Source organism: Desulfoscipio gibsoniae DSM 7213 (assembly GCF_000233715.2).
GTDB lineage: Bacteria > Bacillota > Desulfotomaculia > Desulfotomaculales > Desulfallaceae > Sporotomaculum > Sporotomaculum gibsoniae.
Genome location: NC_021184.1, coordinates 3,730,612 through 3,745,468, shown reverse-complemented (window position 1 = coordinate 3,745,468; position 14,857 = coordinate 3,730,612). Strand labels below are relative to the sequence as shown.

The window sequence follows — 14,857 nt, the reverse complement described above, 5'->3', positions numbered from 1 at the left end:
TAAGTTATATATAAAAGACCCGCCTGATATCAGGCGGGTTTTAATGTAATGACTTCTTATACTCATCAAGCAGGTTATCAGATAACTCCTCAAGGGTTTTTTTAGCATCCTCATCAAGAATTTCCTGGATATCCAGCATCTGTCCTTGGAGCGTTTGGGAAATATTAATAGGTATTCCCGCCCTTAATGCCAGGGCAATAGCATCGCTTGGACGAACATCAATCAAATATTTATCTTCCCCGGATGAAACATACAACTCGGCAAAGTAAGTGTTGTCCTTTAAATCGGAAATTTCCACCCCGGTAATACTGGCACCCAGGGTTTGGCAGATGGTTAGAGTAATATCATGGGTCAGTGGTCGTGTTTGGGGAATTCCTTCCATGGCCAAAGCAATGGAGTGGGCCTCCAAAAGCCCGACCCAGATCGGCAATACCCTTTTTTCCGTGGAATCGGTCAGCAATATTATAGGGCTGCCCGACATATCATAAGCAATTCCTTTTACTTTAACGATCATGGGACCATACCTCCCGGAATAATATAGTATTTTTGGGGCTGCTGGTCCGATGGTTGCTGCGGTTACCTGTATATATGCTCGTTTGTCTGTGGTTATTCTATCACTTAATCTTTAATTGTCAAATAATTAACTTTACTTTCTTTCTTGAAACAGCAAATTAAGCAGCCAGCTGATTATGCCTGTGATTAATGCACCCCAAAAGGCACCGCCGAAACTGAGTACATCAAACCCGGGTACCAGCCAGGAGGCGATTGTAAAGGTAATAGCGTTGATGATGAAAATAAATAGCCCCAGGCTAAATAATGTCAATGGGAAGGTCAGCAGCATGAGTATCGGGCGCAAAAATGTGTTGACAATACCCAGTGCCGCACCGGCCATTAGCGCTGGTACGATACCTGAAATGTGGATATTTGCCAGTAGACGATCAGCCAGTACCACGGCCAGCGCATTAAGTAAAAAAGTGAGTAACCAGTTCATAAAAACGCCCCTTAAATTTTTCTAAATACAATATAACATTTTTCCACGTATAAATGAACCAAAAAAAAGCACTATAAATATTAGTTCTTCTTTGTTTTTGCTTTAAAATTTAAAAAACTATGGAGGTGTCATTATTGCAAAGCTGGAACGACATGGAGAAGGGCGTTGAAGTAAGACCAACCTTTGGAAACCAAATCAATATTTGTTACTCCGGGTTGCTTGACAAGTCCGGTGCTGACCAGGTATACCTGCACTGCGGTTACCGCGATCCCAACAACTGGCAGGAAACAATTACCACTAATATGGATCGTACAGCTAGAGGGTGGGAGCAAAACGTGCCCATGAAAAACCATACCATGGCTTTTTGTTTTAAAGATAGTGCTAATAACTGGGATAATAATAGCGGTCATAACTGGATTGCCAGAGCCTAAATTAGTTGAAAGAAAGCAGGCTGCTTTACGGATGTATAACGCAGCCTGCTTTTCTTTATCTTGTGTACTGTTGCTGTATTTATTGTTATATTGTAACTTTAATTTACTATACCACTAGCCAGGTTGGCGTTGTGTTATAATAATTGTTATCTTTTGGTGTGCTGTCAATATGCAGTGTAGAAAAGGATGATGATTTTTGAAGGATTCCTATTTAAAATGGTTCAAGGGCAAAGTTAAAAAAGCCATGACTGATTATAATATGATTAGTGACGGGGATAGAGTGGCGGTTGGCTTGTCCGGGGGCAAGGATAGTATGGCACTGCTGCATGTGCTATGTTTGATACGCAGGGAGGTGCCTGTGCGCTACGACCTGCATGCAATATTCGTTAACCCCGGCTGGCCCATGGATATTGATACATTAGCCGGTTTTTGCCGGCAAAGGGATATACCTTTTACCAATAAGTTAACCGATATCGGCGAGGTGGTTTTTAATGAACGCAAGGAAAAGAATCCCTGTGCTTTGTGTGCCAACCTGCGCCGGGGGGCGATCAACAATACCGCCCGGGACTTGGGATTAAATAAGCTGGCTTTGGGTCACCATCTGGACGACGCTATCGAAACTTTTTTAATGAGTTTAATTTTCACCGGCCAGTTTAGAACATTTGCGCCTGTGACCTATATGGATCGCAGTGGTATCACCTTAATCCGTCCCATGGTTTATATTACTGGAAAAACCGTGGAAACCTTTGTGCAGCGCTATAATCTTCCTGTGGTGAAAAGTCTTTGTCCTGTAAATGGTATAACTAAACGGGAAGAAATGAAGGAGCTGGTAGAAATGCTAAGCGACCGTTACCCGGAATTTAAAACCCGGTTTTTAACGGCTTTTCAGACGCTGGATCCGAGCAATTTATGGCCGCCCATGACTGGCCGTGATTGGCGCCGTGGTGGTGCAGGGGAGAAAAATTAAGATAGAGTATGCCAAGGAGTGAACAAATTTGAATAAAAAAGACAGGTACGCTGCTGCACAGGCGCTAATCGGTATAAGTGTATTTTTGCTTATTTATACATATTTTTTTTATAGCACTTACCAAACGATACCGGGTTTGGCGGAGAGCTGGAGTGTGGCGCTTCTTTTATCCATGACTGCAGTGCTGGCCGGGCTTTTAATAGAGCTGAGCCGCTTTTGGGGATGGGTCATTGAGGTGAAAATAAACGTTGATTTGCTCATACTCCAGGGTGGGCCGGCCGCTGTACTCGGCCTGGTGCCGGCACCCTTGTGGCTGCAGGTGGGCGGTCATAACTACCCCTATATTTTTTTTGCGGATCCAGTGGTTACCGGTATTTCCGGGGTGTGGCTGGGGGTAGTTTTGTTTCGTTCTATATTTAATAATAAAAAGATTAAAGAAGATTTAAAAGATCAAAAAAAGGCATAAATTTTTTATTCACATGCAGGAAAATTATGTAAAACGTGCAATTTTTTATATATGGAGGTGATAATATTAATGTTCAAAAGATATGGTGAAGTGATGCTGCGCTTGGAGGAACTGGGTGCACGAGCCGGAAAATTAAGCAATAATGACCGGCATGAGTTGCAGAGCTTGCTTGAGGAACAGGCGTGGCTTGGCTCGACAATAGTTAAAAAGGCTAAATCTGTTTTGGAAGAAATCGATGGTACTTTTGAAAAACTTTTTGACTGGATGATTGATGTATCTGATTTAATCGATCTGGCAGCCGGCGAATCCGGAACACCGGAAGATTTGTTGGAATTGGAAAAGATGATGTCCGACGCGGTTAATCTGAGGGACCAAATGAGGCGGCTGAACCTGGATAAGCGTATTGTCCGTACTGCGGCCAAACGGGCCGGGCGTTCAATACAAGCAGCCCGCACTGAAGCGGCCCCGGCGACAGTTCCGGTGTTGGATGACTTACAGATGTCTATGCCCGAACCAGCGGAGGCGGGGGACGATAAGTTCCAACACCCCCCCATGGACAACACCCCGGTGGATGATACAGAGCCTCCGGTGACATTAGTAACAGTTGAATCGCCAATATCCTCGGTGACGGTGGAACCCATTGCATTGGTGCCGGCAAGAAAAAACGGGTTGGCGCAGAAGAAATCGCGTAAAAAAAAAGTAAAAAAAACCAAGTTATCAGCCGGTGATCAGTACCACCCACCGGAGGAGCTGCTATTAGCGATAGCTCAAAAAATAACCCCGCAGGAACAATTGAAATACCCATTCAGCTTACCTGGGGATAATGACAAATTTATTTCATTTGGTTTGCCGGAGCGCGGAAAATAATCAGCTCGTACCACACCTGAAAAATTTTTTATAAAAAATGTGTAAAAGACTTGCTATAGAGGGAAAGATAGCGTAACATTGGAACAAGTTACACTAGAAAATGGTATGGGGTGAATATTTTGCATAGTTTTAACGATGGCATTTACGCGCAAAGTGCATCCGATTTGATCGGCACGTTTTTAGAGGCTATTAATAATAGGGATACGCTTGCTTTCTGGCGCATGCTGGATAAGCAGGGCCAGGGTTATTTTATGGGGATGTGGTTTTACGCCATGGGGAACGCAGATTTAGCCGGTATTTCCCTGTTGGCCGAAGATGAAAATTTTTTAAAGGATGCGCTGGACGGTATTGTCATTGATTTGAAGAGAAATCTTTCGGATTTACTGGACAACCCCCAAATTGGAGAACTGCAATATGTAGATGGGCAGCATGCACAGGTTGCCGTAAGCAGCGGCGGTGCACCGGGGGAGGGCCAGATAACTGATTATATTCCACTTGTGCTGGAACTGGCCAGTGCGGGTACTGCGGCAGGCTGTGACCCTGCGGAAGGTAACGTGGGAATGACCTGCTGGAAAATCAATACCCTGAAGTGTTTTAGCATTCAGAAAAATTGATGATTAAGATCGAAGATATGTTAAATTATTACCCCCTGGCTGGTGTCCATCGGCCAGGGGGTAGTTATGTTTATAAATCACATAAATAATCAAGTATTATTTTTTAGCCAGCGCCCCCACCGGGCAAACCTTGACACATGCACCGCACTCTGTGCAGTTGCTCTCACCCAGGGGCATATCACCAAAGGTGGTGACCACACGCAAGTAGCCGCGCCGGGCAAAACCTAAGGTGCCATTTCCGCTGCGCCGGCAAGCCCTGATGCACTGGCCGCAGAGTACGCATTTATTGGGGTCGTAAGCGAAGGTGGTTGCGCTATCATCCACCGGGAGATTTTTATCCAGCACCGGCAGGTTTTTCGGCTTCAGGCGCAGCTTGCGGGTTTTGGCGATACGCTGTAACTCGCAGTTGCCGTTGGCCGAACAATTTTTACAGTCCAGGCGGTGATTGGACATAATAAGTTCAAATCCGGCTGCCACCAGGCCGTCTACCTGCGGGCTGCGGGTTTTTACCACCAGGCCTTCGGTTACCGGCAGTGTGCAGGCCGGCACCGGGGCCGGACGGCCTTCTACTTCAACGAAACACAGCCTGCAAGAGGCAGTGGGGTGTTCCTCCTCCCGGTCCGCGCACAGGTGGGGAATGTATATATCGTTGTCCAGGGCCACCCAGAGCAGTATTTCACCCTGCGCAGCATGGATTTGGCGACCGTCGATAGTTAAGGTTACTGTTTCTGCCATTATTTTTTCCCCTCCCTGTATTCCTTATCTTTTTCTAAAACTAGGTGAGGCGGTGACAATTTGACTACAGCCTTATATTGGGGCGGGCAGGCCACCAAGCAGCTGTCACACTTGACGCATTTTTCCTGGTCAATAACCTTGATCCGGTCCTCATTGTCGTGGATGGCCTCCACCGGGCAGCTACCCACACAGGCATCGCAGGAGCGCTCGCACTTATCAGGTAAAATGTAATAGGCAATTAATTCTTTGCACATTTTAGACGGGCAGCGCCCTTCATTGATATGTGCCTCGTACTCTTCCCGGAAGTATTTGATGGTGCTCAGCACCGGGTTAGGCGCTGTCTTGCCCAGGCTGCATAGCGAGCCCGCCTTGACTTTGGCGGCCAGCTCGGTGAGGGTGTCGATATCTTCCGGCTTACCCTGTCCCTTGGTGATCCTCTCCAATATATCCAGCATGTGTTTGGTGCCCAGGCGGCAGAATGTGCATTTGCCGCAGGATTCCTGCTGGGTAAAGTCCAGGAAGAACCTGGCGATCTCTACCATGCAATCATCTTCATCCAGCACCACCATGCCGCCGGAGCCCATCATGGCTCCCGCCTGGGTCAGTGAGTCAAAGTCTATAGGGGTGTCCATGGCCGACTCGGGCAGGCAGCCGCCGGAAGGCCCGCCGATTTGGACCGCTTTGAATTTTTTACCTCCTGCAATGCCACTGCCCACTTCGTTAATTAATTCATTTAAAGTAGTGCTCATAGGTACTTCGGCCAGGCCGGTGTTTACCACTTTACCGGCTAGAGCGAAAATGGCCGTGCCCGGGTTCTTCTCTGAACCTATGCTGGTGAACCAGGCCGCACCGTTTTTAACGATGTGCGGCACATAGGACAGTGATTTTACGTTGTTGATTATTGTGGGTTGCCCCCATAATCCGGCTTGGGCAGGAAAAGGCGGGCGGTGTCTGGGTATACCGGGTTGGCCCTCCATAGAGGCAATCAGCGCGGATTCCTCACCACACACAAAGGCCCCCGAGCCCTGGAATATTTCTATGTCCAAACTGTTATTACTGCCTAAAATACAATCGCCCAAAAGGCCTCTGTCCCGGGCCTGTTCAATGGCCAGGGCTACCCGCTCCACGGCCAGGGGATACTCGGCTCTGATATAAACGTACCCCTTGGCTGCCCCTACAGCCAGGGCGGCAATGGCCAATCCCTCTATCATCAGGTGTGGGTTGGATTCGAGAATAGTCCGGTCCATAAAAGCGCCGGGGTCACCTTCATCGGCGTTGCAAATCACGTACTTGGTTGTGCCGGGGGCACTCAGGCAGGTTTGCCACTTGACGCCGGTGGGGAAACCGGCTCCGCCGCGCCCGCGCAGCCCGGAGTCTTTAATGGTAGTGATGATTTCCTCAGATGTCATGCCCAATGCTTTGGTTAATGCTGCATAGCCCCCGGTGGCAATATAATGATCAATATTTTGAGGATCAATAAAACCGCATTGTTCCAATACTATCTTATTTTCATGGATGCCCCGGGGAAAATCAGCAAAAGTGGGGAACATATCATTGGGCTCCAGGGCCGCCAGTGCGAATTCAATACCGGGGTCGCCTTCGGTGAGGTAATCCCGCACTATTCTTGCTCCCACCCCCTCGGTTACATACCCATAGCAGATGGCCGGGAACCCTTCGTTATAAATGACCATGATGGGTTCAGCATAACAGTGACCCATGCAGCCTACTTCCAGTACGTTAGCGTCCAGGTTAAGCCGGGCCAGCTCATTTTTTACTTCTTCCAGTAGAGTGAGAGCACCTGCGGCCCGGCCGCAAGTGGCGGCACCGATTAATATCAATGGTTTTTCCTTTAAACGTGCCCAATCTTTTTGAGCGTGTTCCTGTAGTTTGGCAAATGCTGCTGCAGCGGCGGCATATTGATTACTCATCTTGGGCAGCACCTTCTTTCGCTTTCTGCTTATCCAGTTGATGCGCAAATATGAGACCATCAACTCTGGTAGGAGTTATTTTGCCGTGTACCTCTTCATTAATCAGCACCACCGGTGCCATGGTGCAGCAGCCCACGCAGGCCACCCGCTCCAAGCTATATTCTCTGTCTTCGGTGGTTTCGCCCATCTTGATGTTGAGGCGCCGTTCCCAGGATTCCTGGATAATATGCGCGCCCCTCATGTGACAGGCCGTACCCATGCAAATTTTGACCTGGTTTTTACCCGGCGGGGTAAGGCGGAACTGATTATAAAAGGTGATTACCCCATAAACATCGACGGCCGGTACATTGAAATGGGCGGCTGCTTCTTCCATGGCCACCGCCGGCACATAACCCAATTTGTTTTGTACTTGCTGCAATACGGGTATCAGGTTTCCCCGGCTGTCATTATATGTGGATAGCAACTGCCGGGTTGTTTCGATAGCTATTTTCTTTTCTTCTTCTGTTATTTTCATAATCATCGCCCCAATGTAAAATTATTGAAAATTCGGAGAGCTTAGCTAATAAGTTAACATGTTAATTATAGCATAACTAGATTAAAGAATCCATATGTTACGATATGGTTTTTGACATATGTCAGAAAATATTTTGTTCCAGCCACTGTCGTATTTGCTGGTTGATATTATAAATATTAGCGTATTTCAAATCAACGTTTTGCTCTTCCAGTGCTTTTAGCAGTATATCCCGGGGTGGTTGTTGATCATCCGGCAGGGTTTGGGTTTTGCTTAAATGTTTTTTAATAATGTACAGGGCCACCCGGGGGGTTTGTTCAAAGACATCTATAACAAAGGCATAACCCGGTTGCCTGTTTTTATTTTCATTTTCCAAACGAAAATCCCATAAAATCTGATCCTTTATTTCCGTGAATATATCCATATTAATGTCACCTTCCTTAAGATATTATAATTAATCGCATTGTAGCATGGATTATGAAAATATGCAAAAAACACACTGAGGAATCGTTTATTTGGGGTTGCATTGGTTTAAGCCAATAGAGTCCCAAACATGCGGCAGACTAGTCGGCGAAGGCAGTTATAGCAGCAAAGCACCGCCCGGCACCGTAGTTTTAAACAACCGTGGCCCGGGCGGGCATAATAGAAACTATTACTTATTGGACGGGCCCCGCTCAGGGTCAACGATAGTAGAAAATCCCCTGACCCTGTCAAGTTCATCTTTTCTGGTTAAACCCTGGTTATACGTGGGAGTATTGTTTTTAGCTTTATTGTTTCTTTTTACACCCTTCACAAAAATCCTCCTTGCTAATTAAGGTTATTATTATTTTGTCTTTTTTAATGCCTGATTATGTTTTTGTGTAGGTGAAAAAATGTAGAGGCAGGATTTAAATTGTTAAAATAGAAATGTTGAGTGAGGTTAAATAAAAGCGCCTATGCATATATAGGAGGGAAACTAATTGTATTTGCGTGGAAAAACAGCTGTTATTGGGCTAATTGTGGGTTTATTACTTGTCATAAGCGGCTGCGGCGGCCCTGAACCACAGTCGGCTGGGGGAAAACCGGCCCTTATTAAGGTGGGCATGATGCCGATTACAGATAACTTGCCCTTCTGGGTGGCCGAGGAAAAAGGCTATTTCACGGAAGAAGGTTTGGAAGTGGAACTGGTGCCATTTCCCAGTGCGTTGGAGAGGGACAGTGCTTTTATTGCCGGGCAGATAGACGCTGGTGTTGGTGACCTGCTGGCTGTGGCCGCTATGAACAACGGGGGTACTCCAGTGCGGGCTGTATGCGTGGCCCAGGGTGCTGTGCCGGGGGAAAACCGTTTTGCCATTCTGGCGGCTCCTCGGTCGGGTATCACAAGCCCGGAACATTTAAAGAATGTACCCATCGCCCTTTCCCTGAACACCATCAATGAATACATCACCGATAGTTTGCTGGGTGCCCGGGGTTTGCAGCCCGGGGAAATTGATAAAACTAATATAGTTAAATTGCCTATACGGATGGATGCCCTTTTAAATGGACAGGTAAAAGCGGCTGCTTTGCCCGATCCTTTCGCCACCCTGGCGGAAATTAAGGGAGCCCGGCTTGTGGTGGACAACACAGAAAACACTGTTGCGCAAACAGTGGTAATTGTGCGCAAAGAAACTCTGGATACCAAACTGGTGGGGATGCAGAAATTAATACGGGCTTATACCCGGGCGGTGGAAGATTTACAGTCAGATCCACTGCAGTATGAGACCCTTTTAACCGAAAAGGCTAAGGTTCCTGCGGACGTGCTATCAAGTAATGAACATCCCCTGGCATTGCATTTTTCAGCACCCGGGCTGCCGGATAAGGACAGCCTGGAAAGAACCATTACTTGGATGAAAGACCATGACTTGCTGCAAAAAGAACTAAACTATGATGATTTGGTAGACGGGCGGGTTATCAGTAAGTGATAAATTCCTTGGAACGATTATTAATGGTTGAAGTAACCGATCTATCGGTGGACTATTATCAGCAGCAAAAAGTGGTGCCCGCCTTGCGGGAAATATCATTTAATATTCCCCGTGGCAGCACCTGCGCGATTATCGGCCCTTCGGGCTGTGGCAAGTCAACCTTGTTATACGTGTTGTCAGGTTTGCTGGGAAAATTCAATGGTAAGGTGCTGGTGGATACAGAGCCTGTGGCACCTCTGCGCAGACAGACGGCTCTTATCTTGCAGGATTACGGATTATTGCCCCGGAAAAAGGTTTTTGATAACGTGGGCCTGGGTCTGGAGATCAGGGGGGTGAAAGGGGAACAAAAACATGCCGTGGTTAAACGGGTGCTTGCTGAAGTGGGGCTGTGGGAACTTCAAGATCGTTACCCCTCTCAGCTTAGCGGTGGCCAGCGGCAGCGCATCGGTATAGCCCGGGCCCTGGCACTAGAGCCCGACCTGCTGTTAATGGACGAGCCGTTTTCTTCGCTGGACGCTTTGACCCGGGAAAGACTGCAGAGACAAATGCTGCAGATATGGCAAAGCAAGCGAATGACTATTGTACTGGTAACCCACAGTATAGAAGAAGCCATTTTCCTGGGGCAGCAAATTATCGTGATGTCTGGCCATCCCGGGCGGATTTTAGATATTGTGGATAATCCCCGGGTAGGGGAGCCCGGTTACCGAAAATCAGCCCAATTTCACACGCTGACTACGGTATTGCGTGAAAAACTGGTGCCGTGAGGTGGTTTTCCTCCTTTAAACTGGATTTGAATAAAAACACTGCCATTGTGTATCGAGGTAAAATTCTGATGCATAAACAAAAATATAATAATTTATTGGCTATCATAGTTTCCATAGCCAGTTTGCTGCTGGGTTGGAAGTTGCTGGCCGTCGTGCTGGACAACCCCGCCCTGCCCGGGCCGCTCCCGGCATTTGCTACGTTTTTTCAGGAATTGACGCGTGATTTATGGCGGCATTTTATCATTAGCAGCTACCGGGTGCTGGTAAGCCTGGTTATATCCCTGGCCATAGCTATACCTTTGGGTATGGTGCTGGGTCGGGAGGCGAAGTTGGACCGCTATGTGGCTCCCGTTTTGTACCTGGTATACCCGGTGCCCAAAATTGTTTTTCTGCCGGTACTCATGGTGCTCCTTGGTATCGGGGACATATCCAAAATTACCCTAATAACCCTGGTGGTTTTTTTTCAAATCCTGGTCCCTATAAGAGATGCCGCCCGGGGTATTAATGCAGCTGTGATTAACTCCATTAAATCGCTTGGTGCACGCCAGTGGGATATATACAAGCACGTGGTGTGGCCGGCGGTGTTGCCCGAGGTGCTCACATCATTGCGAATTGCGTCTGGTACGTCTATTGCCATCTTATTTTTTTCGGAAACCATCGTTAGCCGGGAGGGATTAGGCTATTATCTGCTGGATGCTTGGTCTCGGTATGCTTTCCAAGAAATGTTTGCCGGCATTATCGCCATGGGTTTGCTGGGCTTCGTTATTTACATGATTCTCGACTACCTGGAGCACAGGCTATGTCCCTGGAAATACCTATAATAGCGAGGACGGTTCTTGCTTGCCCCGAGTGCTTGGATATCCCCGTGTCAATATTGCCTATATGTAGAAACACAGACAAAAAAGACGTTATGCATGTTTCAACGAACAATGTATAACGTCTTTATTAATTATTTTGGCTTACGCCCCAGGTGCATGGCGGCTACTCCCCCGGTATACGCCTTAACTTCTATATCAACCAGACCGGCTTGCCGGAATATATTTGCCAGTTCCCGGCGCCCCGGGAAATCCTTGGCTGATTCTTGGAGCCAGGAGTATTGCTGGTAGCTTCTGGCCAGCAGCTTGCCCAAAAACGGCATCACATAGCCAAAATATACATAATATAATTGCCGGAACACCGGCATGGTGGGCTGGGAGGTTTCCAAACAGACTACCTGGCCGCCCGGCCTGGCCACCCGTCTCATTTCCCGCAGAACCTGCAGGTAGTCCGGGACATTGCGCAGACCGAAGCCGATAGTCACGTGGTCGAATGAATTATCATCAAAGGGCAACGCCATGGCATTGCCGTGGATAAGCTGTATGTGTTGCAGATTCCGGTCCCGTACTTTTTCCCGCCCGATTTGAAGCATATTCTGGCTGAAATCCAGTCCGTATACTGTTCCGCCCGGACCGACGGCTTCGGCCAGGGCAATGGTCCAGTCGGCTGTTCCGCAGCATACGTCCAGCGCCTTTTGGCCTTTTTGCACCCGCATGCGTTGCATGGTATCCCTGCGCCAGGCTTTGTGCCTTTGAAAGCTGATCACTGAATTCATAAAGTCGTATTTGTCTGAAATGGATTCGAAAACATCGTGTACGCGTTCTTCTTTCAATTGATGCATAAATTTCCCTTCTAATTAAAATCTTTATCAGTTCGGTTCAGTACGCTGCCAAACCTCTCACCGGGCCGACCTTCATTAATAAACAGTTCGACGCAGCGTTTAAGCAATACCTCCACTTCCTCTGTAGTGGCCATAGCCATTAATTCGGTGGCCAAACGGGGGTGCCGTCCCAGTTTGCCCCCGGCCAGCACTTTGTAACCCACCTTGTTTAACTGCAATGCCTTCGTAGGGCAGGCGCGGGCGCACTGCCCGCAATTAAGGCAGACGCTGCGGTCAATGGCTGCCTTTTCCTCCGCCATGCTTATGGCAGCCTCTGCGCATGCGTCGATACAGGCACCGCATTTGCTGCATCCATCGCCCACTTCCGGGACGGCCTGCCCCTGTACGCCAAAGTCTTTAATCTGGGGCCGGCTGCAGGAATTGGGACAGCCGGCCAGGGCCAGGTGAAACATTTGGTGATGCAGAGGGCGTTCTTTATTTATCCTGGCCCCTGTGCGAATGTTAAATTGGCAGCTGTCCATAACTTGCTGCAATTGGTTCTCCAACTTGTCCAAATTCACCAACCGGTTGGGGCAGTTGCGGCATTTTTTTATGGTAAAAAGATTCATTCTAAAACCTCAATTCACTTTATAAAGCTGAGCATTTTAAGTTCGGATGCTGCATCGAATTTCCTAATGGCCCCGGTGCCTAATAATTCGAGAATAATTACTTCCACCACCAGATAGACCTCCGACTCGCCCCTTAGACAGCCCATTAAAGCGATGTCACCCTTGCCCAGGGTACCGTGCAGGTGCAGTGCCGGTACACCGTTATCCTCAAAAATTGTGCCTATGCCGATGATTTCACGGCAGTCGTCAAAATGACGCCACACTGTTTCCGGGGGGCGGGTGCATGCTTTGGGACCGGCCACCAGGGAGGCTTCTTTCATCGCACCAATGGTATAAAAAATGCCCGCCTGGATACTTTCTTGCTCGGCTAGCTTCTTTAATTCTGCGAGCAAGTCATCCCCGTGCTCTACCCGGGCAACAAAGACACGGCCCACTTTTCCTTGCGCATATTGCATCTATCATCCGTTCCTTTCCCTATACCGGTACTAATCACTTAACAGTATATCATGGTCGAGTAAATCTTAATAGACACCCGGAACATGCCAGCAACACCAGCAGCTTGACTTTTCCTTATAATTAAATTATCTTATAAGTGAATAATACGAAGAATGAATTATCTAGAAGGGCGGCACTATGGAAAAGACTATATTTCATAAATACCTGGAATTTACCTTTAATAATTTAGGCAGTTTATATTCGCCCATGGAATGGCTTGAAGTTGACTTAGCTTTGTCAAAAACAGAGATTATTATCCTTTTGCTTCTGGATAGGGCCAGTCAATTGAAGGTTAGCGATATTAGCAGACAGTTGAATATGCCCTTAAGCACCACTACCTCGATCATTGACCGCCTAGAGCAGAAACAGTTGGTAGAAAGAACCAGGAGCATGAAAGATCGTCGTGTGGTGATAGTTAGATTGACTGAAAAAGGTGACGGGTTATGCCGGGATATCATGGTTAAATTTGAAATGATGTTTAAAAATATACTGGCAAAGTTGACTAAGAATTTATCGGCTGAAGAAATGGAGTTTTTAAAAAGAATAATAGCAAAAATTATTTGAGCAGGTAATCCTCATCTATTTAAAAGCCGTTACCCGGCCATAGGCGTATCTTTGGGGGACAAAAGTTTTGCCAAATTTTCTTTTTTAATGTTACTAACGGACCTACCGTTCACAACCAGGGTGGGTACGGAGGCGCTGTTATGATTAGCTATCATGGCTTCCCTTACCCTTCTGTCATGGTCAATATTAATCTCTTTGAAAGCAACCTTAAGATCCCGCAGCATTTCTTTGACCCCATCGCAGGCCGGACATTGATCACCGGTATACAATACTACCCCGGGTTTATCTATCGTAGACTGTTGAGGCGCCTGGCGTGGTGCTTTGAAAAAACGCCTGGCTTTGATGCTTAAGGTGGCTAAAAAACCCATTGGGCAAAAGCCACACCAGGTCCTTTGGCTATAAATATAACCCAGCACAATGGCTATGGCGGTGGTGAGAGATACCAACCTGACAAAAACCAGTCCTATGGCCACCAAATTGCCGCCTGCGTTGGCGATGCCCCAAATCAGATTGGCCATTAAAAAAATTAAAAAGCCTATTTTAAAATAATTTGATGTTGAAAAGGCAGGGGCTTTGCGGTGGCGACTGATTTTGGCCAGTATAACATCACTGAATATACCCCGAGGGCAAAACAAGGCACACCATTTTCTTTTGCCGGAAACCAGGGCCACAATAATAGGGGCCAACATGCACACCAGGGCCATTATGCCCACCACTGGGTAGATCCAACCGATGATCAGGAAAAGCACAAGTAATGACCAGGCATAGGAACGTTTGGGTTTTATATTCATTAGATATACCTCCATAAAAAATAAAAAATCTGTTAGAACATCTATAATAATTTTTTGTTAGTATGCTCAAGATAAGTTAATATGCTACCTGTTATTAATTTGCAATGTTTCTATCATTGTTACTGTGGTAAGATCTAGTAATCAAAGGTTTTTTCGGTACATTTAATCAAAGAGCTTAAATCAGGAGGTATGTCATGTCGAAAAAGGAAAAGGATAACAAACTATTAGATAACCAGGAATTTGAAGACCGGTTAACTGAAGTCCAGGAATTCGATAGTGAAAGCGATAACCAGTCCAAAATGATCAATGCATCCAGAGCTTTTCGAAACTTGCCTTTGGAATTTATTATGGGCGGCAACGATCCCCGGAGCAAAAATTAATAGTTATAAAACCAATATATTAAAAAAATATCAGAAGGCCTATTGGCTTTCTGATATTTTACTATTGGGAGATATTCAATGAATACATGGGGTTAGATTAATTATCATCATCCGTTATCACTCCATACTGCTCCCGCGCAGCGTTTTC

21 protein-coding genes are annotated in these 14,857 nt (G+C 46.9%); 10 read left to right on the top strand and 11 right to left on the bottom strand.

What is annotated here, in order from left to right:
* Nucleotides 1–40 precede the first annotated feature (40 nt).
* Together DESGI_RS17755 and DESGI_RS17750 are read right to left on the bottom strand one after the other, a co-directional pair.
* Nucleotides 41–514 carry a bifunctional nuclease family protein gene (locus tag DESGI_RS17755; RefSeq protein WP_006520451.1) on the bottom strand — a complete coding sequence of 158 codons (474 nt, stop codon included), beginning with the start codon at nucleotides 512–514 and terminating at the stop codon, nucleotides 41–43.
* 132 nt (nucleotides 515–646) lie between these two features.
* Entirely contained in the window at nucleotides 647–991 is a 345-nt protein-coding gene (locus DESGI_RS17750; protein WP_006520450.1) for a phage holin family protein, read from the bottom strand.
* Between the two features lie 125 nt (nucleotides 992–1,116).
* Between DESGI_RS17750 and DESGI_RS17745 the strand changes: the two genes are divergently transcribed.
* The 5 genes from DESGI_RS17745 (at nucleotide 1,117) to DESGI_RS17725 (ending at nucleotide 4,336) form a co-directional block, all read left to right on the top strand.
* Nucleotides 1,117–1,422: a carbohydrate-binding protein gene (locus DESGI_RS17745; RefSeq protein ID WP_245561229.1), complete on the top strand. Its 306-nt coding sequence runs from the start codon at nucleotides 1,117–1,119 to the stop codon at nucleotides 1,420–1,422.
* 196 nt (nucleotides 1,423–1,618) lie between these two features.
* Nucleotides 1,619–2,389, top strand: a complete 771-nt coding sequence (locus tag DESGI_RS17740; protein ID WP_006520448.1) for a tRNA lysidine(34) synthetase — start codon at nucleotides 1,619–1,621, stop codon at nucleotides 2,387–2,389.
* Nucleotides 2,390–2,417: 28 nt separating this feature from the next.
* Nucleotides 2,418–2,855: a hypothetical protein gene (locus DESGI_RS17735; RefSeq protein WP_006520447.1), complete on the top strand. Its 438-nt coding sequence runs from the start codon at nucleotides 2,418–2,420 to the stop codon at nucleotides 2,853–2,855.
* A gap of 69 nt (nucleotides 2,856–2,924) precedes the next feature.
* Complete coding sequence (locus DESGI_RS17730; protein WP_006520446.1) at nucleotides 2,925–3,722, top strand: hypothetical protein; 798 nt, start codon at nucleotides 2,925–2,927, stop codon at nucleotides 3,720–3,722.
* A 119-nt stretch (nucleotides 3,723–3,841) separates the two neighbouring features.
* Nucleotides 3,842–4,336, top strand: a complete 495-nt coding sequence (locus DESGI_RS17725; protein ID WP_006520445.1) for a hypothetical protein — start codon at nucleotides 3,842–3,844, stop codon at nucleotides 4,334–4,336.
* 96 nt (nucleotides 4,337–4,432) lie between these two features.
* Here DESGI_RS17725 and DESGI_RS17720 read toward each other — a convergent pair whose 3' ends face one another.
* The 5 genes from DESGI_RS17720 to DESGI_RS25230 all read right to left on the bottom strand — a co-directional run bounded on the left by DESGI_RS17720 (nucleotide 4,433) and on the right by DESGI_RS25230 (nucleotide 8,303).
* Nucleotides 4,433–5,071 (bottom strand): 2Fe-2S iron-sulfur cluster-binding protein, encoded by a 639-nt coding sequence (locus DESGI_RS17720; protein WP_006520444.1) that lies wholly within the window; start codon nucleotides 5,069–5,071, stop codon nucleotides 4,433–4,435.
* Nucleotides 5,071–6,999, bottom strand: a complete 1,929-nt coding sequence (locus DESGI_RS17715; RefSeq protein ID WP_006520443.1) for an NADH-quinone oxidoreductase subunit NuoF — start codon at nucleotides 6,997–6,999, stop codon at nucleotides 5,071–5,073. The genes DESGI_RS17720 and DESGI_RS17715 overlap by 1 nt, the downstream gene beginning before the upstream one ends.
* A complete protein-coding gene (gene nuoE, locus DESGI_RS17710; RefSeq protein ID WP_006520442.1) occupies nucleotides 6,992–7,513 on the bottom strand; it encodes an NADH-quinone oxidoreductase subunit NuoE in 522 nt (173 codons plus the stop codon). The genes DESGI_RS17715 and nuoE overlap by 8 nt, the downstream gene beginning before the upstream one ends.
* Nucleotides 7,514–7,634: 121 nt before the next feature.
* A complete protein-coding gene (locus DESGI_RS17705) occupies nucleotides 7,635–7,934 on the bottom strand; it encodes a DVU0772 family protein (RefSeq protein ID WP_006520441.1) in 300 nt (99 codons plus the stop codon).
* A 228-nt stretch (nucleotides 7,935–8,162) separates the two neighbouring features.
* Complete coding sequence (locus DESGI_RS25230) at nucleotides 8,163–8,303, bottom strand: hypothetical protein (RefSeq protein ID WP_006520440.1); 141 nt, start codon at nucleotides 8,301–8,303, stop codon at nucleotides 8,163–8,165.
* A 166-nt stretch (nucleotides 8,304–8,469) separates the two neighbouring features.
* On the opposite strand from DESGI_RS25230, the gene DESGI_RS17700 reads away from it, so the two are divergent.
* From DESGI_RS17700 to DESGI_RS17690, 3 genes are all read left to right on the top strand, one after another.
* Entirely contained in the window at nucleotides 8,470–9,450 is a 981-nt protein-coding gene (locus DESGI_RS17700; protein ID WP_006520439.1) for an ABC transporter substrate-binding protein, read from the top strand.
* Between the two features lie 23 nt (nucleotides 9,451–9,473).
* Nucleotides 9,474–10,214, top strand: coding sequence for an ABC transporter ATP-binding protein (locus DESGI_RS17695; RefSeq protein WP_006520438.1), 741 nt, complete (start codon nucleotides 9,474–9,476; stop codon nucleotides 10,212–10,214).
* A 68-nt stretch (nucleotides 10,215–10,282) separates the two neighbouring features.
* The gene (locus tag DESGI_RS17690) at nucleotides 10,283–11,035 is read left to right on the top strand and encodes an ABC transporter permease (RefSeq protein ID WP_006520437.1); all 753 of its coding nucleotides are present in this window, start codon (nucleotides 10,283–10,285) and stop codon (nucleotides 11,033–11,035) included.
* Between the two features lie 128 nt (nucleotides 11,036–11,163).
* On the opposite strand, the gene DESGI_RS17685 is transcribed toward DESGI_RS17690, so the two are convergent.
* From DESGI_RS17685 to DESGI_RS17675, 3 genes are read right to left on the bottom strand one after another with little or no spacing between them, the layout of a single operon-like run.
* Nucleotides 11,164–11,871, bottom strand: a complete 708-nt coding sequence (locus tag DESGI_RS17685) for a demethylmenaquinone methyltransferase (protein ID WP_006520436.1) — start codon at nucleotides 11,869–11,871, stop codon at nucleotides 11,164–11,166.
* A gap of 11 nt (nucleotides 11,872–11,882) precedes the next feature.
* The gene (locus DESGI_RS17680) at nucleotides 11,883–12,479 is read right to left on the bottom strand and encodes a 4Fe-4S dicluster domain-containing protein (RefSeq protein ID WP_006520435.1); all 597 of its coding nucleotides are present in this window, start codon (nucleotides 12,477–12,479) and stop codon (nucleotides 11,883–11,885) included.
* A 14-nt stretch (nucleotides 12,480–12,493) separates the two neighbouring features.
* Nucleotides 12,494–12,934: a PPC domain-containing DNA-binding protein gene (locus DESGI_RS17675; protein ID WP_006520434.1), complete on the bottom strand. Its 441-nt coding sequence runs from the start codon at nucleotides 12,932–12,934 to the stop codon at nucleotides 12,494–12,496.
* A gap of 178 nt (nucleotides 12,935–13,112) precedes the next feature.
* Here DESGI_RS17675 and DESGI_RS17670 point away from each other — a divergent pair, with 178 nt between their 5' ends.
* Nucleotides 13,113–13,538: a MarR family winged helix-turn-helix transcriptional regulator gene (locus DESGI_RS17670; protein ID WP_006520433.1), complete on the top strand. Its 426-nt coding sequence runs from the start codon at nucleotides 13,113–13,115 to the stop codon at nucleotides 13,536–13,538.
* Nucleotides 13,539–13,567: 29 nt separating this feature from the next.
* Here DESGI_RS17670 and DESGI_RS23305 read toward each other — a convergent pair whose 3' ends face one another.
* On the bottom strand, nucleotides 13,568–14,329 hold the full coding sequence (locus DESGI_RS23305; protein WP_006520432.1) for a glutaredoxin domain-containing protein: 762 nt from the start codon (nucleotides 14,327–14,329) through the stop codon (nucleotides 13,568–13,570).
* A 194-nt stretch (nucleotides 14,330–14,523) separates the two neighbouring features.
* Between DESGI_RS23305 and DESGI_RS17660 the strand changes: the two genes are divergently transcribed.
* Entirely contained in the window at nucleotides 14,524–14,709 is a 186-nt protein-coding gene (locus tag DESGI_RS17660) for a hypothetical protein (RefSeq protein WP_006520431.1), read from the top strand.
* Nucleotides 14,710–14,857 lie beyond the last annotated feature (148 nt).